The 25,787-nt window shown below is 74.2% G+C and carries 25 protein-coding genes; 11 read left to right on the top strand and 14 right to left on the bottom strand.

The window, feature by feature from the left end:
* Positions 1–999, top strand: a complete 999-nt coding sequence (locus OG989_RS15645; RefSeq protein WP_151456705.1) for an ABC transporter ATP-binding protein — start codon at positions 1–3, stop codon at positions 997–999.
* 190 nt (positions 1,000–1,189) lie between these two features.
* Entirely contained in the window at positions 1,190–1,930 is a 741-nt protein-coding gene (locus OG989_RS15650) for an ABC transporter ATP-binding protein (RefSeq protein WP_327030907.1), read from the top strand.
* Positions 1,931–2,250: 320 nt separating this feature from the next.
* Here OG989_RS15650 and OG989_RS15655 read toward each other — a convergent pair whose 3' ends face one another.
* On the bottom strand, positions 2,251–2,703 hold the full coding sequence (locus OG989_RS15655) for a GNAT family N-acetyltransferase (protein ID WP_327030908.1): 453 nt from the start codon (positions 2,701–2,703) through the stop codon (positions 2,251–2,253).
* Between the two features lie 73 nt (positions 2,704–2,776).
* Here OG989_RS15655 and OG989_RS15660 point away from each other — a divergent pair, with 73 nt between their 5' ends.
* Positions 2,777–3,289: an ion channel gene (locus tag OG989_RS15660; protein ID WP_327030909.1), complete on the top strand. Its 513-nt coding sequence runs from the start codon at positions 2,777–2,779 to the stop codon at positions 3,287–3,289.
* Here the strand turns inward: OG989_RS15660 and OG989_RS15665 are convergent.
* Complete coding sequence (locus OG989_RS15665) at positions 3,216–4,805, bottom strand: alpha/beta hydrolase (RefSeq protein ID WP_151455600.1); 1,590 nt, start codon at positions 4,803–4,805, stop codon at positions 3,216–3,218. The genes OG989_RS15660 and OG989_RS15665 overlap by 74 nt on opposite strands.
* Positions 4,806–4,838: 33 nt before the next feature.
* Positions 4,839–5,951 carry an ATP-dependent DNA ligase gene (locus tag OG989_RS15670; protein WP_151455599.1) on the bottom strand — a complete coding sequence of 371 codons (1,113 nt, stop codon included), beginning with the start codon at positions 5,949–5,951 and terminating at the stop codon, positions 4,839–4,841.
* A gap of 136 nt (positions 5,952–6,087) precedes the next feature.
* Here OG989_RS15670 and OG989_RS15675 point away from each other — a divergent pair, with 136 nt between their 5' ends.
* Positions 6,088–6,300: a hypothetical protein gene (locus tag OG989_RS15675; protein ID WP_132233121.1), complete on the top strand. Its 213-nt coding sequence runs from the start codon at positions 6,088–6,090 to the stop codon at positions 6,298–6,300.
* Between the two features lie 165 nt (positions 6,301–6,465).
* Complete coding sequence (locus OG989_RS15680) at positions 6,466–6,888, top strand: SRPBCC family protein (RefSeq protein WP_151455598.1); 423 nt, start codon at positions 6,466–6,468, stop codon at positions 6,886–6,888.
* Here OG989_RS15680 and OG989_RS15685 read toward each other — a convergent pair.
* Positions 6,863–7,351 (bottom strand): GNAT family N-acetyltransferase, encoded by a 489-nt coding sequence (locus OG989_RS15685; RefSeq protein WP_442791952.1) that lies wholly within the window; start codon positions 7,349–7,351, stop codon positions 6,863–6,865. The two genes, OG989_RS15680 and OG989_RS15685, sit on opposite strands and share 26 nt — an antisense overlap.
* Positions 7,352–7,439: 88 nt before the next feature.
* Here OG989_RS15685 and OG989_RS15690 point away from each other — a divergent pair, with 88 nt between their 5' ends.
* Positions 7,440–7,943: a DUF1990 family protein gene (locus OG989_RS15690; protein WP_327030911.1), complete on the top strand. Its 504-nt coding sequence runs from the start codon at positions 7,440–7,442 to the stop codon at positions 7,941–7,943.
* Positions 7,944–8,003: 60 nt separating this feature from the next.
* Here OG989_RS15690 and OG989_RS15695 read toward each other — a convergent pair whose 3' ends face one another.
* The 10 genes from OG989_RS15695 to OG989_RS15740 all read right to left on the bottom strand — a co-directional run bounded on the left by OG989_RS15695 (position 8,004) and on the right by OG989_RS15740 (position 19,714).
* Positions 8,004–8,924 (bottom strand): DNA-3-methyladenine glycosylase family protein, encoded by a 921-nt coding sequence (locus OG989_RS15695; protein ID WP_327030912.1) that lies wholly within the window; start codon positions 8,922–8,924, stop codon positions 8,004–8,006.
* A 125-nt stretch (positions 8,925–9,049) separates the two neighbouring features.
* Positions 9,050–9,685 carry a hypothetical protein gene (locus OG989_RS15700; RefSeq protein WP_151455594.1) on the bottom strand — a complete coding sequence of 212 codons (636 nt, stop codon included), beginning with the start codon at positions 9,683–9,685 and terminating at the stop codon, positions 9,050–9,052.
* A gap of 220 nt (positions 9,686–9,905) precedes the next feature.
* A complete protein-coding gene (locus OG989_RS15705) occupies positions 9,906–10,685 on the bottom strand; it encodes an anti-sigma factor family protein (protein WP_151455593.1) in 780 nt (259 codons plus the stop codon).
* Positions 10,682–11,377 carry a sigma-70 family RNA polymerase sigma factor gene (locus OG989_RS15710; RefSeq protein ID WP_151455592.1) on the bottom strand — a complete coding sequence of 232 codons (696 nt, stop codon included), beginning with the start codon at positions 11,375–11,377 and terminating at the stop codon, positions 10,682–10,684. The genes OG989_RS15705 and OG989_RS15710 overlap by 4 nt, the downstream gene beginning before the upstream one ends.
* A gap of 160 nt (positions 11,378–11,537) precedes the next feature.
* Positions 11,538–12,395 carry a spermidine synthase gene (locus OG989_RS15715; protein WP_327030913.1) on the bottom strand — a complete coding sequence of 286 codons (858 nt, stop codon included), beginning with the start codon at positions 12,393–12,395 and terminating at the stop codon, positions 11,538–11,540.
* On the bottom strand, positions 12,395–13,357 hold the full coding sequence (locus OG989_RS15720; RefSeq protein ID WP_132233139.1) for a hypothetical protein: 963 nt from the start codon (positions 13,355–13,357) through the stop codon (positions 12,395–12,397). Before OG989_RS15720 ends, OG989_RS15715 begins: the two co-directional genes overlap by 1 nt.
* A 76-nt stretch (positions 13,358–13,433) precedes the next feature.
* Positions 13,434–15,908 (bottom strand): SMC family ATPase, encoded by a 2,475-nt coding sequence (locus tag OG989_RS15725; protein WP_327030914.1) that lies wholly within the window; start codon positions 15,906–15,908, stop codon positions 13,434–13,436.
* Complete coding sequence (locus tag OG989_RS15730; protein WP_327030915.1) at positions 15,908–17,056, bottom strand: exonuclease SbcCD subunit D; 1,149 nt, start codon at positions 17,054–17,056, stop codon at positions 15,908–15,910. The genes OG989_RS15725 and OG989_RS15730 overlap by 1 nt, the downstream gene beginning before the upstream one ends.
* A 12-nt stretch (positions 17,057–17,068) precedes the next feature.
* Positions 17,069–18,823: an ATP-binding protein gene (locus OG989_RS15735; RefSeq protein WP_327030916.1), complete on the bottom strand. Its 1,755-nt coding sequence runs from the start codon at positions 18,821–18,823 to the stop codon at positions 17,069–17,071.
* A 138-nt stretch (positions 18,824–18,961) separates the two neighbouring features.
* Positions 18,962–19,714, bottom strand: coding sequence for a pyrimidine reductase family protein (locus tag OG989_RS15740; RefSeq protein ID WP_327030917.1), 753 nt, complete (start codon positions 19,712–19,714; stop codon positions 18,962–18,964).
* 150 nt (positions 19,715–19,864) lie between these two features.
* On the opposite strand from OG989_RS15740, the gene OG989_RS15745 reads away from it, so the two are divergent.
* From OG989_RS15745 to OG989_RS15765, 5 genes are all read left to right on the top strand, one after another.
* Positions 19,865–20,410 carry a plasmid pRiA4b ORF-3 family protein gene (locus tag OG989_RS15745; protein WP_151455585.1) on the top strand — a complete coding sequence of 182 codons (546 nt, stop codon included), beginning with the start codon at positions 19,865–19,867 and terminating at the stop codon, positions 20,408–20,410.
* Between the two features lie 610 nt (positions 20,411–21,020).
* A complete protein-coding gene (locus OG989_RS15750; RefSeq protein WP_327030918.1) occupies positions 21,021–22,313 on the top strand; it encodes an ABC transporter substrate-binding protein in 1,293 nt (430 codons plus the stop codon).
* A gap of 156 nt (positions 22,314–22,469) precedes the next feature.
* Positions 22,470–23,441 (top strand): carbohydrate ABC transporter permease, encoded by a 972-nt coding sequence (locus OG989_RS15755; RefSeq protein WP_151457310.1) that lies wholly within the window; start codon positions 22,470–22,472, stop codon positions 23,439–23,441.
* 11 nt (positions 23,442–23,452) lie between these two features.
* Positions 23,453–24,295 (top strand): carbohydrate ABC transporter permease, encoded by an 843-nt coding sequence (locus OG989_RS15760; protein WP_151457311.1) that lies wholly within the window; start codon positions 23,453–23,455, stop codon positions 24,293–24,295.
* On the top strand, positions 24,292–25,725 hold the full coding sequence (locus OG989_RS15765; RefSeq protein WP_327030919.1) for a GH1 family beta-glucosidase: 1,434 nt from the start codon (positions 24,292–24,294) through the stop codon (positions 25,723–25,725). The genes OG989_RS15760 and OG989_RS15765 overlap by 4 nt, the downstream gene beginning before the upstream one ends.
* Positions 25,726–25,787 lie beyond the last annotated feature (62 nt).

Below are 25,787 nucleotides of genomic sequence, written 5' to 3' on the forward strand. Positions count from 1 at the left end.
ATGACCGCTACCGCGGAGAGCACCGCCGTGCCGGACCTGGCCGCCCTGCAACAGCGGGCCGCCCAGCGTGCGGCCGAGCGGGCCGGCGGCCGGGACCGGTTGCGTGGGCACATCGTCTGCGACGGGCTGGTCCGGATCTTCAAGACCGAGGGGGTGGAGGTCGTCGCGTTGCAGGGGCTCGACCTGGTCATCGACCGGGGCGAGCTGGTGGCGATCGTGGGCGCCTCCGGTTCCGGCAAGTCGACGCTGCTGAACATCCTCTCCGGGCTGGACACGCCCACCGCCGGCATCGCCCGGGTCGGCGACTACGACCTGCTCAACCTCTCCACCCGACGGCGACTGAGCTACCGGCGGAGCATGGTCGGATTCGTCTGGCAGCAGACCGGCCGCAACCTGCTGCCGTACCTGACCGCGCTGGAGAACGTCGAGCTGCCGATGCGGCTCGCCGGGCGGCGCGGCGGCCGGCGGGCCCACCGCGAGCGGGCGCGGGAGTTGCTCGACCTGGTCGGGGTGGGCTACTGCGCGGACCGGCGGCCCGGGCAGCTCAGCGGCGGCGAGCAGCAGCGCTGCGCGGTGGCGGTGGCGGTGGCGAACGACCCCGAGGTCCTCTTCGCCGACGAGCCGACCGGTGAGCTGGACGAGGCGACCGGGGCCGACGTCTTCGGGGCGCTGCGCACCATCAACGCCGAGCTCGGCGTCACCATCGTGGTGGTCACCCACGACCACGCCGTGGCCACCCAGGTCCGCCGGACCGTCGCGATCCGCGACGGCCGGACCGCCTCCGAGGTACGCCGGACCGCGCGGATCGGCGCGGACGGCAGCACCGAACTGGTAAGCGAGGAGTACGCCGTGCTCGACCGCAGCGGCCGGATGCAGCTGCCGGCGCCGTTCGTGGACGCGTTGTCGCTGCGCGACCGGGTGCGGCTCAACCTGGAGCCGGACCACGTGGAGGTACGCCCGGGCGACCGGCCGCAGGACGAGCGGGAGACGCCGCGGTGAGCGGCCGGGGCATCGCCACGGTCAGCGGTCGGGAGGCCTGCGCGGCCAGCGGGCGTGGCATCGCCACGGTGAGCGGGCGGGAAGCCGGCGCGGTGGGCGGGCGGAAGGCCGTCGCCGTGGGCGGACGGGGCATCAGTCGGTACCGCGTGGTCGATCCGGTCGACCGCGCCGAGCACAGCGGGGCGGGATCATGAGCGAGCACGACGTGACGTCGGACGACCGGTCGGCCGGGGCGGTGGCGGGCGTCACGGTCACCGACGAGGTGGTCCGGGTGGAGGGGGTCAGCCGCACGTTCGGCCGCGGCGAGCACGCGGTGCACGCCGTACGGGACGTGTCGTTCTCGGCCGGGCGGGGCGAGCTGGTGGCCGTGCGCGGTCGCTCCGGGGCGGGCAAGACGACCCTGCTGAACCTGGTGGGCGGGCTGGACCGGCCCGACTCGGGCCGGGTGGTGGTCGCCGGGCACGACGTCACCGGCGCCGGTGAGAAGGAGCTGCTGGAGCTGCGCCGCGGCACGGTCGGCTTCGTGTTCCAGACCTTCGGGCTGGTGCCGATCCTGTCCGCCGCCGAGAACGTCGGCGTACCGCTGCGGTTGGCGCGGGTCCCGGCGGCCGAGCGGGAGGAGCGGGTGGCGGTGCTGCTTGAGCTGGTGGGCCTCGGCGGGCACGCGGGCCAGCGCCCGTACGAGCTCTCGGGCGGGCAGCAGCAGCGGGTGGCCGTGGCGCGGGCCCTGGCCAACGAGCCGGACCTGCTGATCGCCGACGAGCCCACCGGCCAACTCGACTCCGAGACCGGCCGGTCGATCATGGACCTGCTCCGGGCGGTCGTGCACGCCCGGGGCATGACCGCACTGGTCGCCACCCACGATCCGGCCCTGATCGACCTCGCCGACCGCGTCCTCACCCTCCGCGACGGCCACCTCCTCCCCACCTGACCCCGCCTTCTCCCGCCCTCCCGCGCCTCCCGCGCCTCCCGCGCCTCCCGCGCCTCCCGCGCCTCCCGCGCCTCCCGCGCCTCCCGCGCCGCCCGCGCCGCCCGCCCCGCTCGCGTCGATCATGCAGTTGTGGTGGGAGTTGTTCACCGCTTTGCCCTTTTTGCGGGGCGCCGCAACTGCATGATCGCCGGGGCGTGGGGCGTGGGGCGTGGGGCGTGGGGCGTGGGGCGTGGGGCGTGGGGCGTGGGGCGTGGGGCGTGGGGCGTGGGGCGTGGGGCGTGGGGCGTGGGGCGTGGGGCGTGGGGCGTGGGGCGTGGGGGTCAGAGGGGGAGCTTCATGCCCTCGTGGGTGGGGAGGAAGCCCAGGTTGAGGTAGAAGCGGTGGGCGTCGTGGCGGGTCTTGTCGGTGGTGAGCTGGGCCAGGGCGCAGCCACGCTGCCTCGCCTGGTCGACCGCCCAGGTGATCATCTGCCGGCCGACGCCGCGCCCGCGCAGGTCGGAGCGGACCCGGACCGCCTCGATCAGCTGCCGCTCCGCGCCGTGCCGGCCCAGGCCGGGGATGTAGGTGAGCTGCATGCAGCCGAGCAGCTCACCGTCCGCGTCGGCCACGATCAGCTGGTTGCGCGGGTCGGCGTCGATGTCGGCGAACGCCTTCTCGTACGCGGCGTCGACCTCCGTGAAGTCGCGGGTCCTGCCGAGCACGTCGTCGGCGAGCAGGGCGATCACGGCAGGCAGGTCGCCGCGGACGGCCTCACGGAAGATCACGTCACTCATGCCGCCAGCGTGGCACAGTGAGCCGGACCGATGGGCGGGCAGCGCTCGGGTACGGGGGGCAACATGACTGTCCATGGACGTCCTGCTGCTGCCGTTCCGGTTGATCTACCGGGGGCTGGTCTGGTTCGCCAACTCGCCCCGTACGTTGATCATTTCCTACCTGCTGATGATCGTGGTGGCCGGCGTGATCTACGGCCACGTGGAGAAGCGCAGCCCGGCGGACGCCGTCTGGTGGGCGGTGGTGACCGCGTCCACCGTCGGCTACGGCGACATCTCCCCGGTGAGTTGGCAGGGCCGCACCCTCGCCGCGCTGCTCATCTCGACAATGGTGCTGCTGGTCATCCCGTTGATCACCGCGCACTTCGCCAGTCAGCTCATCGTCGACGACGACGCCTTCGAACACGAGGAGCAGGAGCAGCTGAAGGCCGACGTACGCCGGATGCGGGCGTTGCTGGAGGAGATCGCGGCCCGGCAGGGCATCGACCTGCCCGACCTTCCGCCGGAACGACCGGTCAGCGGGCCGGGCAGCGCAGCCCTTCCCGGGGCACGGTCAGGTCGATCAGGTAGGCGTCGACCGCCTCGGTGATGCAGGAGGTCTGCGGGTACGCGGTGTGCCCCTCGCCCTCCCAGGTGAGCACCCGGCCCACGCCCAGCATCGCGGCCAGCGCCGGGGTCTGCTCGTAGGGCGTCGCGGGATCGCCGGTGGTGCCCACCACCAGGATCGGCGGCGCCCCGTCGGCCCGGCCCGTCGGGTACGGGTCGCGACCGCCCGGCCACTCGGTGCAGGAGAGCAGGCCGACGGCCAGGGCCGGCCCGAACAGTGGGTACTTCGCCCGCCACTGCGACTGGAGCTGCCGGATCCGCTCCCGGCTCGGCTTCTCCTCCTCGTCGGCGCAGTTGACCGCCAGGTTGGCGTCGAACATGTTCGAGTAGTGCCCGTCGGAGTCCCGGTCGGCGTACGCGTCGGCGAGGCGGAACACGTCGCCCGGGTCGCCGCCCTCCAGCTTGTCGATGGCGACGGCCAGCTCCTGCCACCCCGACTCGGTGTAGAGCGACGAGATGATCGCGTAGAAGACCCAGCCCGCGGTGGCCTCCCGGCCGTCGTCACCGCGTACCGGGGACACCCGCGCCTTGTCGATCGCCGAGGTGACCGCGGCCCGGGCGTCCGGGGCGATCGGGCAGCGCCCGGCGTTGGCCGCGCACCACGTGGCGAAGTTGCCGAAGGCCCGCTCGAAGCCCTTGGCCTGGCCCTCCGAGCCGGCGATCAGGCCCTGTCGCGGGTCGACCGCGCCGTCGAGGACCAGCGCCCGTACCCGCTGCGGGTAGAGCTGGGCGTAGGTGGCCCCGAGCAGGGTGCCGTAGGAGTAGCCGAGATAGGTCAGCTTGTCGTCGCCGACGGCGGCGCGGACCGCGTCCATGTCCCGGGCGGCCTGCTCGGTGCCGTAGAGCGGCAGCTGGTCGCCGTAGCGGTCGCCGCAGCCACGCCCGATCTTCTGGCTGAGCGCGACGAAGCCGTCGAACGACTCCTGGCTCTCCGGGTCGGGGTCGTAGCCGAAGCTGGCGTCCAGCTCGGCGTCGGGGATGCACTTGACCGGGCTGGAGCGGGACACCCCGCGCGGGTCGAAGCCGACGATGTCGAACCGGTCGGTGATCGAGGCGGGCAGGCCGCCGAAGCTCGGGCCGAAGGAGAGGTAGACGGCGGTGTCCACGCCGGAGCCGCCGGGCCCGCCCGGGTTGATCACCAGCGAGCCGATCCGGTCGCGCTGCTTCGTCGACCGGGCCCGCAGCAGCGCGATCTCGAAGGTCTGCCCGGCGCCCGGTCCGGCGGTCGCCCCGCCGCCCGTGCCCGTGCCCCAGTCGCGCGGCACCTTGATCCGCGCGCACTCGTAGCGCATGCCCGGCGCCCCGCGCCCGACCAGCTCCTCGGCCACCTCCGGGCAGGCCCGCCAGGTGGGCGCCGTGCCGGGGGCGGCGGCCTCGCCGCCGGCCTCCGTCCGGGGCGCGATCGCCGGAAGGGTGCAGCCGGCGGCGACCAGCGCGGCGGCGGCCAGCCCGGCGAGGGTGAGCCGGAACCGGCGGATCCGGTCGGGGGTGCGGGTCACGAGCGAGCCTCCGTGATCGGGTCGACGGCCAGGCTACGCCGGACCGGCGGCGGACCCCACGGTCACCGTGGGATCGCCGCGCAGCACCTGGTCCACATCGAACCGTACGGGCCGCTCGAGCTGGTCGTAGCGGCAGGATTGCGGTTCGCGGTCGGGCCGCCAGCGGACGAACCGGGCGGTGTGCCGGAACCGGTCGCCCTCCATGGCGTCGTAGCCGACCTCGACCACCAGCTCGGGGCGCAGCGGCTCCCACTCGAGGTTGCGGGCGCCCGTCCAGCGGCTCACCCCGCCGGGCAGGCGCTGGCCGCGTTCGTGGTCGCCGTGCACCCACGGGTGATCGGCGCCGACGTCACGGTAGGGCTCCAGCTCCTCCAGCAGCTCCGCGCGGCGGGCCATCGTGAACGACGCGCTCACCCCGACGTGGTGCAGGACCCCGTCGTCGTCGTGAAGGCCGAGCAGGAGCGAGCCGACCACCGGGCCGGACTTGTGCCAGCGGAAGCCGGCCACCACCACGTCGGCCGTGCGGGCGTGCTTGACCTTGAACATGAGCCGCTTGCCCGGCTCGTAGGGCAGGTCGGCCGGCTTGGCGATCAGGCCGTCCAGGCCGGCGCCCTCGAAGACGTCGAACCAGCGGTGGGCGGTGTCGACGTCGGTGGTGACCTGCGTGACGTGCACCGGCGGCCGGACCCCGGCCAGCGCCGACTCCAGCCGGGCCCGGCGTCGCGGATAGGGCTCGTCGAGCAGCGTCTCGTCGTCGAGGGCGAGCAGGTCGAAGGCGACGAAGTCGGCCGGAGTCGTCTCGGCCAGCATCCTCACCCGGGACGCGGCCGGGTGGACGCGCTGGGCCAGCAGCTCGAAGTCCAGCCGGGGCTGCCCGCCCGGCCCGTCACGCCGGATCACGATCAGCTCGCCGTCGACCGCGCACCGCTCGGGCAGCTGGCGGCGGGCCTGCTCGACCACCTCGGGGAAGTAGCGGGTCATCGACTTGCCGCCCCGGCTGGAGAGCTCCACCTCGTCGCCGTCGCGGAACACGATGCACCGGAAGCCGTCCCACTTCGGCTCGTAGGTCATCCCCGGCGCGGTGGGGACCCGCGGGACGCTCTTGGCCAGCATCGGCTCGACCGGCGGACTGATCGGCAGCTTCACGGCGACCAGTCAACCAGACCGCACCGACAGTCGTGAGGCAGATCACGTCCGCGCGGCGGGTGGCGTGTCCGGCCGCGCGCCGCTCGTACCGCACCGGGCGAATCATAAAAGTGCAGGTCAGAGCTACCTTCGCGGGGTGTCGGAGTGGGTTTGCGGGTGCTGCGGGCGGTGGCGGGTGAGCGTCGAGCTGATCCGGGGCCGCTACCGGTACCGGCTGGTGCGCCGCTATCCCCGCCAGTTCGGCGGGGGCAAGGACGTGCTCGGCGAGGCCGGCTCCGTGGCGGAGCTGGAGGAACTGCTGCGCCGGCGTACCCCCCTCGGGCTGGCCGACCTGCGCGAGGCCGCCTGACCCGGCGGCGGCCGAGCCCGGCGGACGCCCGGCGACCCGCCGACCCGGCACCCCCGCGCGCCGACGGACACGGACCGGCCGGCGGGCGCCTCGTCACGATCCCGCACGCGGCGTCGTCGAGACTGGCAGCGGCGCCGCCGGGCGCCGACACGGGGAGGGGGCGCGATGCGGTTCGAGGCCGGTACGGAGGTGGCCGCCGAGGCGGAACGGGTCTGGGCGGTGCTGGTCGACGTCGAGCGGTGGCCGGAGTGGACGCCCTCGGTGCGCCGGGCGCAACGGGGAGAGGCGGGACCGCTCGCGGTGGGCGCCACCGCCCGGCTCGCGCAGCCGAAGCTGCGACCGGCGGTGTGGCGGGTCACCGAGCTGACCGAGGGCCGGTCGTTCTCCTGGGTCTCGGGCAGCCCGGGGGTACGCACGCTCGGCGAGCACCGGGTGCTGCCGCTGCCCGACGGGCGCAGCCGCGTCGAGTTGGCCCTCACGCAGTCCGGGCCGCTCGCCGGGCCCGTCGGCTGGCTCTACGGCGACCTGATGCGCCGCTACCTGCGGATGGAGGCCGACGGGCTCAGGCGCCGCTGCGAGCGGGACTGACCGCCTTCTCGAACCGGGCGAGCCGGATGCCGTTCGCGTCCGGGCGGTGCCCGACCACCTGGTAGCCGTGCCGGTGGTAGAACCGCAGGTTCTGCTCGGTGTCCGCGCCCGTGAAGAGCGCGAAGCGGCGCACCCGGGCGGCGCAGGCCGTCTCCACCGCGCGCAACAGCCGTCCGCCGACGCCCCGGCCGTGCTGGTCCGGGGCCACGGAGAGCCGGCCGATGTGCGCGGTGTCGCCGTCGACGTGCGCCCGCACGGAGCCGACCAGCCGGTCGCCGAGCCGGGCGGTGAGCACCGTCGCCGGGCCCGCCAGCGCGGCCCGCACCTCGTCCAGGGTCTCGGTCAGCGGGGGCAGGAACGGGTCGGCGTAGCGCTGCGCCTCGGTGACGTACGCGGCGCGCTGCACGGTGAGGATCTCGCCGGCGTCCGTGACGTCGGCGGGGGCGATGCGCGGCTCGATGATCACTCCGACAGCCAACCACAGGCCGTCGGGCGGGCCGCCCGCGCCGCCCGTACGCTGGCGGTGTCCCGTCGAGCCGTGGGGGTGCGCCGTGCCGGCACTGACCTATCCGCACGTCGGCGCCACCGAGACCGGCGAGCTGCCGGCCGGCTGGCGGCACGTGCGGCACCGGGTCCGGCTGCCCGACTCCTGCTTCCCGGCGGCCGGGGACGCCGTGCTCGGCTGGCGCCTGCACCGGGCGGCCGGCATCCGGATCGACGCCGCCGCCGAGCGCGCCGCGCCCGGGATCCGGGTGGTCTCCGGGCTGGGCGTCGGCCCGCTGCGGCTGGCCGCGCCCTGCGAGGTGGTCTGGGCCGTCGACGACGGGCGGCGGGCCGGCTTCGGGTACGGCACGCTGCCCGGGCACCCGGCGCGCGGCGAGGAGGCGTTCGTGGTCAGCCGCGACGCCGCCGGCCGCGTCTGGTTCGAGGTGGTCGCGTTCAGCCGGCCGGACCGGTGGGTCATGCGCGCCGCGGGGCCGGCCGGTCGGGCCTTCCAGCGGGCGTACGCCTGGTGGCTCGGCCGCACCCTGCGCCGTCTCTGCGCCCGACCCTGACCCGCACGTCGTCACCTGTCGGCGCCGGCATCCGCCGCCGCGACGCCCGCCGGGACCCGGTCAGAACCGGGCGAAGGAGCGGATCGGCATCCGCGGACCGTACTTCGGCGCCTGGACGCCACCGGCCGCCAGCAGCACGCAGACCCGCCCCCGATGCCCCCGGAACGGCTCCAGCAGGGCCAGCATCCGGGCGTCGTCGCCGCGCGGCTCGCCCGCCAGGGCCCAGGCCACCGTGTTCGGCACGTGGAAGTCGCCGACGCTGACCGCGTCCGGGTCCCCGTACGCGATGCGCACCACCTCGGCGGCGGTCCACGGGCCGATGCCGGCGACGGCGGTGAGCCGGCGGGTGGCCTCGGCGGAGTCCGCGCAGCGCTCCAGCCGGTCGGCGACGGCCGCCACGCGGCGCAGCGTCTCGGCCCGGCGCTGCTCCACGCCGAACGGGTGGAACACCCAGTACGGGGTGGCCGCCACCGCCGCCGGCTCGGGCGGCAGCAGCAGCGGCTGCATCGGCCCGGGCGCCGCCTCGCCGAAGTGCCGCACCGTCGCCGCGTACGCCCGGTAGGCCTCCTTGCCGGTCACCTTCTGCTCGAAGACCGCCCGCAGCAGTTGGCGGAAGACCTGCCCGGTGGCGGGCATGCGCAGCCCCCGGTGCTGGGCCGCGAGCCGCGCCACCACGGGGTGGGCGGCGGCGAGCGCCCCGAACCCGCTCACGTCGTCGCGGAGCCCGGCTATCGCGTCGGCCCACTGCACCACCCGGTCGGCACCCGGGCCGTAGCCCTCGGCGAGCAGGGCGCCGCCGGCCGGCCGCAGGGCGAGGGTGGCCGGACCGTCCGGGGTGCGGGCGGCCCACCAGAACGTGCCGGCCGCGACGCGCGCACAGGGGTCGTACGGGCTGAAGGTCAGCGCCCGGACCGACGCGGCCAGCCGGTACCCGGCGGGCGGGTGCAGCTCCCGACGCGCGGTGGGTTCGGTCCCGGTCACCCGCACATGCTGTCACGTCCCCGCCCCGTGACCGGCGACACCGCCGGGCGCACGCCGGCCCGGTGCCGTCGCCGGTCCCGGGGCGGCGACCGGCCGCGCCGGGACCGGCCACCGGGACCGTGACGTCAGTACGAGTAGTTCGAGTCGCCCTGCCCGGCCTTGTCGTCGGACGGCGGAGCGACCGGCTTCGGGGTTCCCGGCGGCAGGCAGCTGAGGTTCTTCTTGCCGTCCGGCGCGACCACGAACCAGGTGCCCCCGACGCCCTGCCCCTTCCACTGGCCGGGCTTCTTGTCCCCGACGTAGCGGTAGAGCGGCCAGCCGCCGAGGGTGATCTGCCGGGTGCCGTCCTGACGGGTGACGGTGCCGACCTTGTCGTCGGAGACGCCGTTGAGCTCCGGGTCGCCGTCGGTCAGCGCCGGTGGCCACAACTGGGCGCACTTGTCGACGCAGTTCGACGAGGGCGGGTCGTTGGTGTCCTTGTCGAAGCGGTAGAGGATCCACCCGTCCTGGTCGGTGACCACGCTGCCCATCCGGGCGACCTTCCGGCCGTTGAGCTCCTCGGTCAGGTCCGCGTCGGCGGGGGGCGCGTCGGCGGCCGGGGACGGCGAGACCGAGGGCTCGGCCGCCGCGGTGGGTTCGGCGGCGGTCACGGCGACCGGGTTGGCCGCGCCCGGGTTCGCCCCCTCGTACCCGGCGGGAGCGCAGGCCGTCAACGCGACCATCGCGCTCGCCACGATGACGGTTCGCTTCATCTGTGCCACGTGCCCTCCTCGTTGATGCGGTTCACCGGTCAATACGGATAGAGCGTTGTCAAGGTTGAATGCGAAAGCGTGGTCGATGTCACGGGAAATCGTTGAACCGGGCGGGCCGGAAATCCGTTTCCCGCGACGAGTGCGGTTTCCGTCAACGGCATTCGTGGAAACGGCACGCGGAATCGACGCCGGTCGTGCGGGCTGACCGGCGCCGATTCCGCGACGGGTGCTACATCTGCACCGTGACCAGCGGGCTCGCCACCCCGCCGGCGTCCACCGACTGCACCTGGAACTGCTTGATGTCGTCGAGTCGCGTCGACGTCGACGCCGACAGGCTCAGCTTTTCGGGACGCGCGTTGGTGCCGTACCCGGTGCCGGGCACCGACCAGGTGGAGACCACCTCGGTGCTGTTGTTCTTCCGCACCACGACGAGCCGGCACGTCCGGGGCCCGGGCAGCTTGGCGAGGATGAAGTCCACGCCCGTGCCGAAGTCCTTCGACACGACGAAGAAGCTCGCCTCGACGCCGGTGGTCGGGTCGACGACGTTGACCGGGTCGCCCTCCGGCAGCGTCCCCCCGATGTCCGGGTCGTTCGGATCGCTGGAACGGCTGACCGTCGGCGGGGCGACCTGCGCGGTGGCGGTCGGCTCGGCCACCACCTCGGGGGCACTGTCACCGGCGATGCTGGCGAAGCCGAGCCCGGTCGCCCCACCGAGGACCAGCACCGCCGCCGCCGTGGCGAGCAGCTGCCGGAACCGGTTGCGCCGCCGGTGGGCGCGGACCGCGACCAGCGTCCGGTCCAGCAGGGCCGGGTCGGTACGGGTCTGCTCCAGCGCGGCCATCGTCTCGCCGTCGATGTCGGAGAGCAGGCCCACGACCGGCACCATCGTCTCCAGCTCGGCGGCGCACGCCCAGCAGGTGGCGAGGTGCTCCTCGAACCGTTCCGTGTCGCGCTCGTCCAGCACGCCGAGCGCGTACGCCGCGACGTCCATGTGGTCCGCCCGGCTCATTCCGTCACCCCCCGTTCCTGCAGAGCCGTGCGCAGCGCGCGCAGCGCGTAGTAGACCCGCGACTTGGCGGTGCCGAGCGGAAGGCCCAGCTCCTCGGCCGCCTCCGGCACCGTCCGACCCCGGAAGTACGTGGCCACCAGGATCTCCCGGTGCGACTGGCTCAGCGTACGCAGCGCGTCCGCCACCGTCATCGTGCGCAGCACCCGGTCGGTGCTGTCCGCCTCGGCGAACGCCGTCAGGTCCCGGTCGTACGTCTCGGCGGGCCGGGCCTGCTCGCTGCGGTGCTCGTCGATGGCGATCCGCCGGGCCACCGTGACCAGCCACGGCCGCAGCGAGCCCTGCCCCTGCACGCCCAGCCGGTGCGCGTTGCGCCACGCCCGCAGCAGCGTCTCCTGGACGATGTCCTCCGCCCGCTGCCGGTCGCCGCCCGTGAGTCGCATGACGAACGCCAGCAGCGGCCCGGCGTGCTCGGCGTAGAGCAGCCGGATCAGTCGGTCCGAGTGACCCGCCTCGGTGGACGGTGCCGCCTGGTGGCGCCCCGGGGCGGATTTCGGCGTCACCGGCCCATTCTGGCGAGGCGCCTGGCGGGCGTCGACCCCGCGGGCCGCCGCGTCCGGCCGGGACTGGGACCGCGCGGACATCCAGTCCGGTCGCGCCCTGTCGCCGTGCCAACCGGCCGCCACCGCGTGCATGCAGACCTCCGGGTGTCCGATGACATCGGCCGCCTCCCACGGGCACGGCCGCCCGTTGGTACGCATCGCCCACGCGAACGGATCAACGGCACGCGGAAAAGATTCCGCTCCCGCACCCGGCGTGGGCACCTCGCCCGACGGCGCACGAAGCGGACTCCGCTCAGCGGCGCACGGAGAAGATCCCGGGCGGCGGCGGGGTCGAGTCGGTGGCGTCGGCGTCGCGGACGACCGGCGCCCCGCCCGCGAAGCGGTCGAGTTCCCCGCCGGCCAGCACCCGACCGGGGAACCAGTCCCCGGCGGCGCGCCGGGTCAGCTCCGGCACCGGCGGCTCGACCCGGCCGGCCACCAGCACCAGGTTGCCGTAGCGCCGCCCGCGCAGCACCGCCGCGTCGCCGACGAGGCAGGCCCGGGGCAGCACCGACCGGAGGGTGGCGACCTGCGCCCGGGCGTGACGCAGCGGCGGGCCGTCGGCGACGTTCGCCAGGTGGAAGCCGGTGGGCCGCAGCACCCGGGCCACCTCGGCGGCGTACTCCACCGAGGTCAGGTGGGCCGGGGTGCGGGCGCCGGCGAAGACGTCGGCCACCACGACGTCGTAGCTGGCGTCCCGGCTGGCGGCGAGCACCGCGCGGGCGTCGGCCACCCGCACCTTGAGCCGGGGATCCGGCTGCCACGGCAGGGCCTGACGGACCAGCTCCACCAGCGCGCCGTCCACCTCGACCACCCGCTGGGTGGAGCCGGGCCGGGTTGCCGACACGTAGCGGGGCAGGGTCAGCGCGCCGCCGCCGAGGTGCAGCACCCGCAGCGGCGCGCCGGCCGGGGCCACCAGGTCGATCGCGGCGGCGAGCCGCCGGACGTACTCGAACTCCAGGTGCGTGGGGTCGGCCAGGTCCACGTGCGACTGCGGGGCGCCGTCCAGCAGCAGGGTCCACGATCCCGGCCGGTCCGGATCGGGCACCAGCTCGGCCTGGCCGGTGTCCACCCGCGCGGCCACCGTGTCGGCCGCCCGCTTGCGTCCCATCAGCGCCGTCCCCGGGCGGCGGCGGTGAGCACCCGGTGCAGCAGCCGCGCGTCGCCGAGCAGCGCCCGCAGCCGGCGCTCCAGGCCGGCGATCGGGATCAAATTTTGCGGCGCCCGCGGGTCCTTGTAGGGGGTGGAGGCGAAGCGGGGCAGCGTGACCAGCGACAGGTCGGCCAACCCCACCGCCTCGTCGACGCTCAGCTCGGCGGAGCACTCCATCCGGACGATGCCCGCCCACGGCGCGCCGAGGGCCACCGGCAGCCGCAGATACCACGACCAGCCGCCCCAGGCCGTGCCGAGCTTGAACACCGGGGAGCGCTCACCGGCCGCCAGCTGAGTGACCACGGCGGTCAGCCGGGCGTCCAGGTACTGGCTGTGCTGGGTCTTGATGTAGCCGACCGTGCGCGGCAGCTGCCGCCGGTTGCGCAGCGGGCCGTCGACCACCAGCAGGTCGCCGTCGGTGCGGGCCGCCCCCGAGACCTCCACCTCGAGCGCGGTCAGCGGCCCCTGCACGGCGGCCGGGAGCTTGTTCAGCTCGCCCGTGCCGCTGACCCGGTGCACCGGGTAGCGGACACTGCCGGCCACCACGTCCACCGCCGAGGGACTGGCCGTGAACAGCCCCCGGCCGACCCGCGCGCCGGCCAGCTGCGCCGCGCCGCGCTCCAGGTCGCACCGGACCACCCCGGCGGCGTACGACGCGGCCAGGCCGGGGAAGGACGCCCCGTCGTCCTCCGCCGTCCACACGCTCGCGTCGATCCGGCGCACCCCGTCGACGAGCAGCACCACGTCGGGTGCCCGTACGCCGGGACGCGGCCCGATCGCCCGCCAGTCGACCGCCGGCAGCTCGGCGTCCGCGTCGACCTGAGCGCTGCTCGGCGCCGCGGGACCGCCGCCGCCCGCCGCCTCGAACGAGGCGCCGTACGCCGGATCCCACGCGTCGACGAAGAACCGGGGATCGGTCACCGCAGCGATCCTTCCGTCGCGGACGCCGCCGCCCCGCCACCGGGCCGGCCGGGCGGGGCACCGCGTGGGGCCCCGCTCACCGGCCGGTCCGTTCGACGCGCGCCGATCGGGCGTCCTTGCTGACCTCGAAGCGGACCGGGATGCGTTCGGCCAGGGCCGGCACGTGGGTGACCACACCGACCACCCGGTCGCCCCGGGCGGCCAGGCTCTCCAGCGTGGCGGCCACCGTGTCGAGGGTGGCCGCGTCGAGCGTGCCGAAGCCCTCGTCCAGCACGATCGACTCCAGGCTCGCCGCCGTCGTGGACAGTCCGGCGAGCTGCTCCGACAACGCCAGCGCCAGCGCCAGCGACGCCTGGAAGGTCTCGCCGCCCGACAGGGTGCGCACGCCCCGGCGCAGCCCCGCGTCGTGGTGGTCCACCACGAAGAACTCGCCCTTGTCGTGCACCAGGTCGTACTGCCCGCCGGAAAGCTCCCGCAGGATGCCCGAGGCGCCGTCGACCAGCAGGTCCAACGCCTCGGCGAGCAGCCACCGCTCGAAGTTGTTGGCCCGCAGGTGCCCCGCGAGGGCCCGCGCCACCTGCGCCTCGCGCTCGTACCCGGCCCGCTGCTCGCGCAGGCCACCCGCCTGCTCCCGGCGCCGCTCCAGCTCGCGCAGGTCGGCCTCGGCCCGCTCCAGGGCGCGGTCGGTGGCGCGTAGCGGATCGTCGGTGGGCGGCAGCCCGGCGGCGGCGAGGACGCCCGCGATGCGCTCGCCGACGCCGGCGGCCACCGCCTCGGCCTGCGTCACCGCCGCGGCCCGCCCGGCCCGCTCCGCGCGGCGGCGCGCCGACTCCTCGCCGGCCCATCCGGTGAGGGCGGCCCACGCGGCGCCCAGGTCCTCCCGGTCCGCCGTCGGCGGCCCGAACCGGGCCAGCCCGTCGCGGGTCGCGTCGAACGCCCGCCAGGTCGCCCGCAGCCGCTCCTCGGCGGCGTCCACCGCCGCCCGGGCCCGCCGGGCGGCGTCCCGGCCGGCCCGCACCGCCGCCGCCGACTCCTCCAGCGCCCGGCGCAGCCGCGCGTGGTCGTCCAGCTCGCGGCGCAGCACCGCCGGCTCGGCCGCCCCGGTCAGCTGGTCGTCCAGCTCGGCCAGCCGCGCCTGCACCTGGTCCTGGCGGGCCCGCGCGCGCAGCAGCACCCGCTCCAGCTCCCGGGCCGCGCCGTCGCGCTCCTGCACCACGGACTGGGCGGCCTTGCTGGCGGCCCGCGCCGCCCGTCCCGCCGCCGTCGCGGCGGCCACCGCCGAGTCGGCCGGCACCGCCGGCACCGACGCGACGGTCTGCTCGCAGACCGGGCAGGCGGCCCCGGCGCGCAGGTGCGCGCGCAGCGCCACCGCCTGGTCGGTCGCCTTCGCCTCCTCGTGGGCGCGGAAGGCCGCCTCCAGCTCCGCCTCGGCCCGCTCGGCCGCCGCCCGCGCCTCGGCCAGCGCCGCCACCGCCGCGCCGTGCTCGGCCTGCGCCCCGGTCACCGCCGCGCGGACCGCCTCCGCCTCGCCGGCCAGCTTCTCCCGATCCGTGTACGCCCGCAGCAGCAGCCGCAGCGCGCTCTCGTCGCCGGCGGCGGCCAGCTCGCCGCGCAGCTTCTCCTCGCGCTCCTCGGCCAGCGACACGGCCGTCGCCGCCTCGTCCGCGCCGGTCCGCGCCGCCGCGACCGCCCGGGTCACCTCCGCCACCCCGTCCGGCGCGCGCACGGCGGCCAGCACCGCCAGGTCGGCGTCGAGCGCCGCCAGGGCCGCGCCCGCCTCCCGCGCCGTCGCCCGGGCGGCCTCCAGCTCCGGTACGGCGCCCGCCACCGCCCCGGCCAGCTCCCGCATCCGGCCGACCTGCCCGGTCGTCGCCTCCAGCGCGGCGTCGTCGACGTCGGTGAGCCCGGCGAGCGCCTGGTCGACCGCCTCCAGCTTCGCCTCGGCCTGCGCGGCCCGCGCGGTCGCCCGCTTCTGCACGTCCTCGTAGACCCCGAGGCCGAGCAGGTTGACCAGGATCTGCTGCCGGGTGGCCGGCTTGGCGTGCAGGAAGTCCGCGAACTGCCCCTGCGGCAGCACCACGCAGCTGGTGAACTGCTCGTACGGCAGCCCGACCGCCTCCAGCACCGCCTGCTCCATCTCGGCGGGGGTGCCGGCCACCACCTCGCCGAGGTCGTCGGGGCTCAGCCCGGTGTCGAGCTTGGTCACGTCGAAACCGGCCGGCATCAGCTGCAACCCGGCGTTGGCCGTCTTGACGTTGCCCCGGCCGTCCCGGCGGACCACCCGGGTCGCCACGTAGCGGGAACCGGCGGACTCGAAGACCAGCCGGACCCGCGCCTCGGTGGCCGACGGCGCCAGGGCGTTGCCCAGCCCGCGCGCCCCACCCCAGCGGGGCACCGTGCCGTAGAGGGCGAAGCAGATGGCGTCCAGCACCGTCGACTTGCCGGACCCGGTCGGCCCCACCAGCGCGAAGAAGTCGGCGTCGGTGAAGTCGATCGTGGTCTCGTCGCGGAAGACGGTGAAGCCCGCCATGTCCAGCCGCATCGGCCGCATCAGTGCTCGACCTCCTCGAAGAGCTCGTCGAAGAGCTCCCGCACCCCGTCGTCGGTGTGCCCCCGGCTGCCCAGGTAGTCGGCGAAGAGCTGCCGGGGCGAGCGGCCCGCCCGCTGCGCCACCCGCGTGCCGCTGCCCGGGGCGGGCAGCAGCTCCGGGTCGATCCGGATCTCCAGGGCCTGCGGGAGCAGCTCCTGCACCTCCTCGCGCAGCCCGGCGCGCGGCTGCTCCCGCACGTAGACCCGCAGCCAGGCGTCCGGCACGTCCATCTCGGCGAGGTGGGCCAGGGTGCCCCGGACCGTCCGCAGCGTGGTGGCGGCGGTCACCGGCACCTCGCGTACCTGCGCCGCCGTGGTCGCGGTGACCTCGACGACGGTCACCGACGGCACGTTCTCCTGCTCGCCGAAGTCGACCGCCAGCGGGCTGCCGCTGTAGCGGATCGGGCAGGGGCCCAGCACCCGCTGCGAGCGGTGCAGGTGGCCCAGCGCCACGTAGTGCGCCGTGCCCGGGAAGACGGTCGCCGGCACCGCGTAGCCCAGCACGGTGTGCGCGTCGCGCTCCCCGCCGCCGGTGGTCGCCCCGACCACGGTGACATGGGCGGTGACCAGGTGCACCCGGTCCGGCTCGGTGAAGCTCTCGGTCAGCCGGCCCAGCACCCGGCCCAGGTGGTCGGCGTACGTCTGGGTGGTCTCGGCGGCGGTCAGCTCGTACATCTCCACGGCGCGGATGGCGTAGCGCTGGGAGAGGAACGGCAGCGCGGCCAGCCGCCAGCGCTCACCGCCGGCGGTGGTGCCGTCGACGACGTGCTCGTCCGGGTTGTCCCGGACCCCGCCGCGCAGGGTGATGCCGGCGGCCTCGGCCCAGGGCCGCAGCGCGTCGAGGGCCTGGCCGTTGTCGTGGTTGCCGCCGATGGCCACCACGTCGGCGCCGGTGCGGCGCAGCGCGGTCAGGGCCCGGGTGACCAGCCGGGTGGCCTCGGGCGTCGGGGCGGCGGTGTCGTAGAGGTCACCGGCGACGATGACCAGGTCGGGTGACTCGGCGCGGGCGACGTCGATCACGCCGGCCAGGACCCGCTTGTGCTCCTCGGCCCGCGACTGCCCCTTGAGGACCTTGCCGACGTGCCAGTCGGAGGTGTGCAGGATCTTCACGGGTATGTCCCCCTAGAACGGGATGTCGTCGTCGGAGGTGCCGCCACCGGAGCCGACGACGGCGAACGGGTCGACGGACTGGGTGATCGACCGGAGCGTCTCGGACGGGGCGCGGCCGGCCTCGGAGACCCGGGTGGCCCAGGCCGGGAACGGGAATTCCAGGCAGAGCGGCACCGGGATGTCGGGCTGGTTGACGAACATCGTGCCCGGCTTGGCCAGCAGCGCGCGCTGGCGCTGGGCGGGCGGCAGGAAGCCGTACTCCGGGCGGGACGCCTCGGCCGGGTCGAGCCGGCCCACCACCCGGATCGCCGAGTTGGTGACGATCCGCCGCTCCACCTCGCTCGCCGTCTGCTGGGCGCCGACCAGGATCACCCCGAGCGAGCGGCCCCGCTCGGCGATGTCGAGCAGCACCTCCTTGATGGGGGAGGAGCCCTCGCGGGGGGCGTACTTGTTGAGCTCGTCGAGCACCACGAAGAGCAGCGGCTTGGCGGTGCCGGCCTTCTCCTTGCGCTCGAACTCGCTCTTGAGCGTCACGCCGACCACGAACCGCTGCGCGCGGTCCGGGAGGTTGTGCAGGTCGACCACGGTGACCTGGGCGCTCTCGGCGGTGTTGATCGAGTGCGGGCGGCGGGTGGCCAGGTCGCCCCGGATCAGCCGGGACAGGTCCTTCTTGCTGCCGATCAACCGCCGGGCGAACGCGTTGACCGTGCCCAGCCCGACGGCACTGCCGGCCCAGTCGGAGCGGGTCTCGTCGTCGTTGAGCTGCTCGACGACGTGGTCGACCAGGTCGGCGTACGAGCCGAGCCGTACCCCGTCGATGCTGATGCCGCCGTCGGCGGGCTGCGCGTGCCGGGCCAGGTGGGCGGTGACCGAGTGCACCACCATCGTGTACTGCTGGCGTTCGTCGTCGGCGTCGGCGAAGACGTAGGGCAGCAGGCGGTCGGCGCAGAACTCGCTCAGCGTCCAGTAGAAGCTGTCCACCCCGGTGAGGCGGCTGCTCACGTCGGGCGTGCCGGAGGAGTCGCCCACCCGGGGCGGGGCGTAGACCCGCACGTCCGGGAACGCGCCGGCGGCCAGGCCGAGCTTCGCGTACGCGGCGCGGGTGGGGTCGTCCAGCCGGGTGTTGGGATGGTCGAGGAAGAGCAGGTCCTCGCCCTTGACGTTGAAGATGAGCGCCTTGGCGTTGACGGCGTCGCCGCCCAGCACCCCGGAGCGGAAGACCGAGTAGAGCAGGAAGGTGGCGAAGCTCGTCTTCGTGGCGACCCCGGAGATGCCGGAGATCGACACGTGCGCGCCCCGGCTGCCGTCGAGGAAGTCGGCGTTGAGGTAGACCGGCACCCCGTCGCGGCCCATGCCCATCGGGATGCGCCGCTCCATCCGGTCGAAGTGCAGCGCCCGGGCCCGGGCGTCACCCTCGGCGCGGTGCACCACCGCACCGGGCGACGGCGGCACGTAGAGCTCCGGGTCGACACGGGTCGTGGTGATCTCGGCGGCCTCCTGCACCTGCGCGGGCAGCGTGCCGTCGGCGATGGCGAAGACGTCGGAGTCGAACTGGGCGCCCTCGTGCCGGGCGCGGACCTGCGTGACCACCCCGGCGATCGTCACCGGCTCGCGGTCGGGCAGCTCCCGCCGGGTCACCACGACGTCGTCGAGCTGGAGGTAGCTGTCGGGGGAGACCGCGGTCCAGAACTGCAGGGGGGTGGCATCGGCGGTGCCCAGCACCCGGCCGACCACCTCGCCCGGGCCGTCGAACCCGTCGTCAGTCATCGGGCAACTCCGGTCGGCTGGTCGTCGCGGTCGGGGCACACGCCCTGCATCCTGCCCGAGGAGTACGACACGTTGCCACGCGACGCGGCGGACGCCACCCCGCCATCGGCGCTCGTCAACCGCAGGGTGTCCGCCCGGTCACGGTCGGTCGCGGGCGTAGCGGAGCATGAGCACCCCGTCGGCGGCGGCGAGCACGTGTCGCAGCGGCAGGTGGCGTACGTCGCTGGGGTCGCCGGCGGTGATCCGCCCCGGGCCCGCCCCGGCCAGCAGCGGGGCGACGGTGAGGCAGACCTCGTCCACGAGGTCGGCGGCGGTGAGCGCGCCGAACAGTTGGGGGCCGCCCTCGCAGAGCACCTGGCCGAGGCCGCGGCGGTGCAGCTCGGCCAGACCCGCCGCGAGGTCGACCCGGCCGTCGCCGCAGCGCACCACGTCGGCGACCCCGGTCAGGCCGGGGGGTGCCACGGCGTCGGCCCGGGTGAGCACCACGGGCCGCACCGGCGCGTCGGCGAACGCGGCCTGCGCCGGGTCGAGGTCGAGCGAGCCGGAGACGACGACCAGCGTCGGGTACTCGGCGAGCCCGTGCTCGCGGCGCCACGCCCGGCGCCGCTCGTTGAGGCGTACCGCCCGGTAGCCCTCGTGCCGCAGCGTGCCGGCGGCCACGAGCAGGGCGTCGCAGAGCATGCGCAGCAGCCCGAAGACGCGCTTGTCCGGCTCGCTGGAGAGCCCGGCGGAGTAGCCGTCGACGGAGACACCGCCGTCCACGCTGGTCACGAAGTTCATCCGCAGGTGGGGGCGGTCGGAGCGGCCGTAGAGCGCGGTGAGCGCGGCGTCGTCCAGCGGTCGCGCCGACGCCCGCGGCCAGAGCACCGAAATCGGGATTCCGACGTTCATTCGCCGGCCGGACCGGTGACGGGAGGGGTGGGTCGGGGGGTACGGTGCTGGCAGTCGCACCAGTTCCGCCCCGGACAGTCGTCGTGCCGCCTGGCCCGGCACGCTCGGCAGATCATGCCCGCAGCCTATGCCGAGGAAGGATGGGACAGCATGCCGCGTCAGATCTTCCAGCTGAAGATTTCCCTGGCCGGGGTCCGGCCGCCCGTCTGGCGCAGGGTGCTCGTCCCGGGCGGCTACACCCTCGACCGGCTGCACCGGGTGGTGCAGCACGCCATGGGCTGGCGGGACTGCCACCTGCACTCGTTCGAGATCGAGGGTCGCCAGTACGGCGAGCCCGATCCCGACGGCGAGCTGGCCCTGCGCGACGAGTTGGACGTCCGCCTCGACGCGGTGCTCGGCAAGGGCAGCCGCTTCCACTACACGTACGACTTCGGCGACTGGTGGGAGCACGACCTGGTGGTGGAGGACGCCTTCACGGCCGATCCGGACGAGCGGTACCCGTCCTGCCTGGACGGCGAGCGGGCGTGCCCGTCCGAGGACGTCGGCGGCCCGGCCGGCTACCAGGCGCTGCTGGCCGCGTTGACGGACCCGGCCCACCCCGGGCACCCGGAGGCGCGGGACCGGGTGGGCGACCGGTTCGACCCGGCCGCCTTCGACGCGGGCCGGGCCGGCACCCTGCTGCGCCGCTTCTGCTGAACCGCCACGCCGCCTTCGCCGCGTGGCCCCGCCGCTGCCGTTGAACCCCTGCGCCGCCTTCGCCGCGCGGCCCCGCTGCTGCCGCTGAACCCCTGCGCCGCCTTCGCCGCGCACCCCCGCCGCTGCCGCTGAACCGCTGCTGCCGCTGAACCCCTGCGCCGCCTTCGCCGCGCACCCCCGCCGCTGCCGCTGAACCGCTGCTGCCGCTGAACCGCTTCGGCTGCGGCGCGTTCCGGCCGCTTCGGCTGCGGCGCGTTCCGGCCGCACGCAGGGTGCGCGACGGGCCGCTCAGCGTGTCCGTCGCCCGCGTCCGGGCCTGCTGAACCGCTTCAACGGGGCGGGTGCCCAGGTGGCGCCGCCCGGCGGGTCGGCCCGCGACGTGCGGCAGTCGGGGTGTACGCACACGCGGTAACGATCTGGGAACGCTCCCATGGGCCTATTGACACCTTCGACACCCGCCGGCAATCTCATGGGAGCGCTCCCGCGAACGTGGCACGACTCACCCGCGCCCCGCTCCGGACGTCGACCACCGGCCCCGACCGGTGCAGACGGCGCGCACGGCACCCCCCACCACACCCAGTCAGCCTCACCACCGAAAGAGGGGTCTCCGATGAGCCTCACCACGCGGCGCACCCGCATGGCGGCTGCCGCCCTGGCCGCGATAACCGCCATCGGCGGTCTCGCGGCCTGCGGCAAGGACGACGACGCGCCAGTGGCCGGCGAGAAGCCCGCCAAGCTGGTCGTCGACACGTTCGGCGAGTTCGGTTACGACGAGATCATCAAGCAGTACGAGAAGGACACCGGCATCAAGGTCGAGCTGCGCAAGACCGCCCAGCTCAACGAGTACCGGCCGAAGATCGTGCGGGCGCTCGCCACCGGCAAGGGCGCGGCCGACGTGGTCGCCCTGGAAGAGGGCATCCTCAACGAGTTCAAGGCCAACCCGGCCAACTGGGCCGACCTCGCCCCGCTGGTCTCCGACCACAGCAAGGACTACCTGCCCTGGAAGTGGGAGCTGGGCAAGGCGCCCGACGGCCGGCTGATCGGCCTGCCGACCGACGTCGGCAGCCTCGCCGTCTGCTACCGCCGGGACCTCTTCCAGGCGGCCAAGCTGCCGGTCGAGCGGGACCAGGTCGCGGCCCTCTGGCCGGACTGGAACGCCTTCATCGAGACCGGTAAGAAGTACCGCACCGCCACCGGCAAGGGACTGCTCGACTCGGTCACCACCGCCGCCAGCGCGGTGATGTTCCAGCAGGGCGGCGAGCTGTTCTACGACAAGGACGACAACGTCGTCGCGGACAAGAGCGCGGCGGTGAAGACCTCCTGGGACACCGCGGTCGCGATGGCCGACGCCAAGATCACCGCCGAGACGGCCACCTGGTCGCCGGAGTGGTCGGCCGGCTTCAAGCAGGGCACCTTCGCGGCGACCTTCTGCCCGTCGTGGATGCTCGGCATCGTCGCGGACAACTCCGGCCCGCAGAACAAGGGCAAGTGGGACGTCGCCCCGGTGCCCGGCGGCGCCGGCAACTGGGGTGGCTCCTGGCTCGGCGTGCCGACCCAGAGCAAGTACCCCAAGGAGGCGGCGAAGCTCGCCGAGTACCTGACCAATGCGCAGAGCCAGGTGGCGGCGTTCAAGCTCAAGGGCCCGCTGCCGACCAACCTGGAGGCGCTGAAGAACCAGGAGTTCCTCGCCTACACCAACGAGTACTTCAACAACGCGCCGACCGGCAAGATCTTCGGTGAGAGCGTCGCCAAGATCCAGCCGCTGCACCTCGGCCCGAAGCACCAGGCGGTGAAGGAGAACGCGTTCGAGCCGGCGCTGCGCTCGTACGAACAGGGACAGGCCACGAAGGACAAGGCCTGGGAGCAGTTCGCGAAGGACGCCAAGACGCAGGGCGCCTTCTGACCCACCTCGTCGCCAGGTGGCGTCCGGGTCCACACACCCGGACGCCACCGGCGCCGTCCCCGTTCCGCCCCGGACGCCATCGGCGCCGTCCCGTTTTCGCGTAAGAGCGCCTGGGCGTCGGCGCGCGCCCGTGCCGACGCCGGGAAAGGACCCCGCATGAGCCTCTCGGCCACGACGGCGCCGCCGTCTCCCGCCGCACCGCCACCCCGCCCGCCCGCGCGGCGCCGGTCCCGGTCGCACTCGCTGACCCGGATGGACCTCAAGTACTCGCCGTACCTCTACATCGCGCCGTTCTTCGTGGTCTTCGGCATCTTCGGGCTCTACCCGATGCTGCGGACCGCCTGGATGTCCCTGCACGACTGGAACCTGATCGGCGACCACAGCTTCATCGGGTTCGACAACTACGTCGCCCTGGTCAAGGACGAGTACTTCTGGAACGCCACGCTCAACACCTTCGGCATCTTCCTGCTGTCGACCATCCCGCAGCTGCTGCTCGCCCTGTTCCTGGCGAACCTGCTCAACCGCACCTTCCTGCGCGCGCGCACGCTGTTCCGGATGGCGATCTTCATGCCGAACGTGGTCTCGGTCGCCGCCGTGGCGATCGTCTTCGGCATGCTCTTCCAGCGCGACTTCGGCGTGATCAACTGGCTGCTGAGCTTCGTCGGGATCGACGCGGTCGACTGGGACGCCGAACGCTGGAGCTCCTGGACCGCCATCGCCTCCATGGTCAACTGGCGGTGGACCGGCTACAACACCCTGATCCTGCTCGCGGGCATGCAGGCCATCCCGCGCGACCTGTACGAGGCGGCGGCGCTCGACGGCGCCAGCCAGTGGAAGCAGTTCTGGCGGATCACCCTGCCGATGCTCACCCCGACCTTCGTCTTCGTGGTGATCCTCTCCACGATCGGCGGGCTCCAGCTCTTCACCGAGCCGCTCGTCTTCGCCAACGGCAACATCATCGGCGGCGACCAGCGCGAGTTCCAGACCCTGGCGATGTACATGTACGAGCTGGGCATCGAGAACCTCAACACCGCCGGCTACGGCGCCGCGGTCGCCTGGGCGATGTTCCTGATGATCGCCCTCGTCTCGGGGATCAACTTCCTGCTCGTCCGCCGCACGGTGAAGTGAGGAACGCCCAGATGAACTCGGCATCCCGGCGCCTGTGGCGCACCAGCCCGCTGACCTACGTCGCGCTCGTCCTGGCGACGCTGTTCTCGATCTACCCGTTCTACTACATGGTGGTCATCGCCACCCGCAGCCTGGACTCGATCAACGACGTCCCGCCACCGGTCACGCCGTCCGGGTCGTTCGGCGACAACTTCGGCCGCGTACTCGACAACGAGGCGGCGAACTTCCTCACCGGCCTGCTCAACTCGGTGATCGTCTCCGGCATCGTGACGGTCTCCGTGGTGATCACCGGCTCGCTGGCCGGCTTCGCCTTCGCCAAGCTGCGCTTCCGGGGCCGCAACGCCCTGCTGCTGACGATCATCGTCACCATGATGATCCCGACGCAGCTCGGCCTCATCCCGCTCTGGGGCATGATCCAGGACCTCAACTGGTTCGACACCCTCTACGCGGTGACCGTGCCGTTCCTGGTCAGCGCGTTCGGCGTGTTCATGATGCGGCAGTACGCCACCCAGGCCATCTCCGACGAGCTGATCGAGGCGGGCCGGGTGGACGGGGCGAGCACCTTCCGCATCTACTGGAGCATCGTGCTGCCCGCGCTGCGGCCGGCCGCCGCAGTGCTCGGCCTGCTGACGTTCATGGAGACCTGGAACTCGTTCCTGTGGCCGTACGCGGTGCTCACCTCCGAGAACCCGACGCTCCAGGTCTCGCTGGCCTTCCTGTCGTACGCCTACTACACCGACTACTCGCAGGTGTTCGCCGCCACGGCGGTCGGCACTCTACCGTTGGTCATCGTGTTCATCGTGTTCGGCCGCCAGATCGTGGGCGGCATCATGGAAGGTGCCGTCAAGTCGTGAGCAACCCCGCCAGCCCACCCGCCGTCGGCGTCGTCGTCGACCGTCCGCCGCTGACCTTCCCGCCCGGCTTCCTCTGGGGCGCGGCCACCGCCGCGTACCAGATCGAGGGCGCGGCGGCCGAGGGCGGCCGGACCCCGTCGATCTGGGACACCTTCAGCCACACCCCGGGACGGGTGGTCGAGGGGCACACCGGTGACGTGGCCTGCGACCACTACCACCGGCTGGGCTCCGACGTCGCGCTGATGGCCGAGCTGGGGCTGAAGTCGTACCGGTTCTCGGTCTCCTGGCCGCGGGTGCAGCCGGGCGGCACCGGCCCGGCCAACGCCGAGGGGCTCGACTTCTACCGGCGGCTCGTCGACGAACTGCTGGGGCACGGGATCGAGCCGTGGCTGACCCTCTACCACTGGGACCTGCCGCAGCCGCTGGAGGACGTCGGCGGCTGGCCGGCCCGGGACACCGCCGCGCGGTTCGCCGACTACGCCACGCTGGTCGCCGACGCGCTCGGCGACCGGGTGCGCTACTGGACCACGCTGAACGAGCCGTGGTGCTCGGCGTTCCTCGGCTACGGCTCCGGGGTGCACGCGCCAGGCCGCTCGGACGGCGCGGACGCCGTACGGGCCGGACACCACCTGATGCTCGGCCACGGCCTCGCGGTGCAGGCGCTGCGCGCGGCCCGGCCGACCGCCGAGGTCGGGGTGACGGTCAACCTCTACCCGGTCACCCCGGCCAGCGAGGCGCCCGCCGACGTCGACGCCGCGCGGCGCATCGACGGGCTGGCCAACCGCTTCTTCCTGGACCCGCTGCTGCGCGGGTCCTACCCGGCGGACCTGATGGCCGACCTCGCCAAGGTCACCGACTTCGGGCACGTGCGCGACGGGGACCTGGCGACCATCTCCACCCCGCTGGACGTGGTCGGCGTCAACTACTACAGCCGCCACGTCGTCGCCGCGCCGGACCCCGACGCCGAGCCGGAGCCGTACTGGCGGGCGCCGTCGTGCTGGCCGGGCAGCGAGGACGTCCGGTTCGTCACGCGGGGCGTCCCGGTGACCGACATGAACTGGGAGATCGACGCCCCCGGCCTGGTGGAGACGCTGCGCCGGGTGCACGAGGAGTACACGGACCTGCCGCTCTACGTCACCGAGAACGGCTCGGCCTTCGTGGACGAGGTGGTCGACGGGCAGGTCGACGACGCCGACCGGCTGGCGTACTTCGACGCCCACCTGCGCGCCGCGCACGAGGCGATCGAGGCCGGGGTGCCCCTGCGCGGGTACTTCGCCTGGTCGCTGATGGATAATTTCGAGTGGGCCTGGGGCTACACCAAGCGGTTCGGGATGGTCCACGTCGACTACGACAGCCAGGTCCGCATTCCCAAGTCCAGCGCCAGGTGGTACGCCGAGGTGATCCGACGCAACGGTCTGGCCGCACAATAGGCCAGGGCCAGCCATCAACGGGCGGCCCCGGCGCCACCCCGCACGGGGTGGCGCCGGGGCCG

Source organism: Micromonospora sp. NBC_01740, assembly GCF_035920365.1.
In the GTDB taxonomy this organism is placed as follows: Bacteria; Actinomycetota; Actinomycetes; order Mycobacteriales; family Micromonosporaceae; genus Micromonospora; species Micromonospora reichwaldensis.

What these genes read in the sequence shown, in the direction of transcription:
- OG989_RS15645 (WP_151456705.1), top strand. Translation starts at nt 1, where the DNA reads ATGACCGCTACCGCGGAGAGCACCGCCGTGCCGGACCTGGCCGCCCTG.
- OG989_RS15650 (WP_327030907.1), top strand. Translation starts at nt 1,190, where the DNA reads ATGAGCGAGCACGACGTGACGTCGGACGACCGGTCGGCCGGGGCGGTG.
- OG989_RS15655 (WP_327030908.1), bottom strand. Translation starts at nt 2,703, where the DNA reads ATGAGTGACGTGATCTTCCGTGAGGCCGTCCGCGGCGACCTGCCTGCC.
- OG989_RS15660 (WP_327030909.1), top strand. Translation starts at nt 2,777, where the DNA reads ATGGACGTCCTGCTGCTGCCGTTCCGGTTGATCTACCGGGGGCTGGTC.
- OG989_RS15680 (WP_151455598.1), top strand. Translation starts at nt 6,466, where the DNA reads ATGCGGTTCGAGGCCGGTACGGAGGTGGCCGCCGAGGCGGAACGGGTC.
- OG989_RS15705 (WP_151455593.1), bottom strand. Translation starts at nt 10,685, where the DNA reads ATGAGCCGGGCGGACCACATGGACGTCGCGGCGTACGCGCTCGGCGTG.
- OG989_RS15710 (WP_151455592.1), bottom strand. Translation starts at nt 11,377, where the DNA reads ATGCACGCGGTGGCGGCCGGTTGGCACGGCGACAGGGCGCGACCGGAC.
- OG989_RS15715 (WP_327030913.1), bottom strand. Translation starts at nt 12,395, where the DNA reads ATGGGACGCAAGCGGGCGGCCGACACGGTGGCCGCGCGGGTGGACACC.
- OG989_RS15725 (WP_327030914.1), bottom strand. Translation starts at nt 15,908, where the DNA reads ATGCGGCCGATGCGGCTGGACATGGCGGGCTTCACCGTCTTCCGCGAC.
- OG989_RS15735 (WP_327030916.1), bottom strand. Translation starts at nt 18,823, where the DNA reads ATGACTGACGACGGGTTCGACGGCCCGGGCGAGGTGGTCGGCCGGGTG.
- OG989_RS15740 (WP_327030917.1), bottom strand. Translation starts at nt 19,714, where the DNA reads ATGAACGTCGGAATCCCGATTTCGGTGCTCTGGCCGCGGGCGTCGGCG.
- OG989_RS15745 (WP_151455585.1), top strand. Translation starts at nt 19,865, where the DNA reads ATGCCGCGTCAGATCTTCCAGCTGAAGATTTCCCTGGCCGGGGTCCGG.
- OG989_RS15750 (WP_327030918.1), top strand. Translation starts at nt 21,021, where the DNA reads ATGAGCCTCACCACGCGGCGCACCCGCATGGCGGCTGCCGCCCTGGCC.
- OG989_RS15755 (WP_151457310.1), top strand. Translation starts at nt 22,470, where the DNA reads ATGAGCCTCTCGGCCACGACGGCGCCGCCGTCTCCCGCCGCACCGCCA.
- OG989_RS15760 (WP_151457311.1), top strand. Translation starts at nt 23,453, where the DNA reads ATGAACTCGGCATCCCGGCGCCTGTGGCGCACCAGCCCGCTGACCTAC.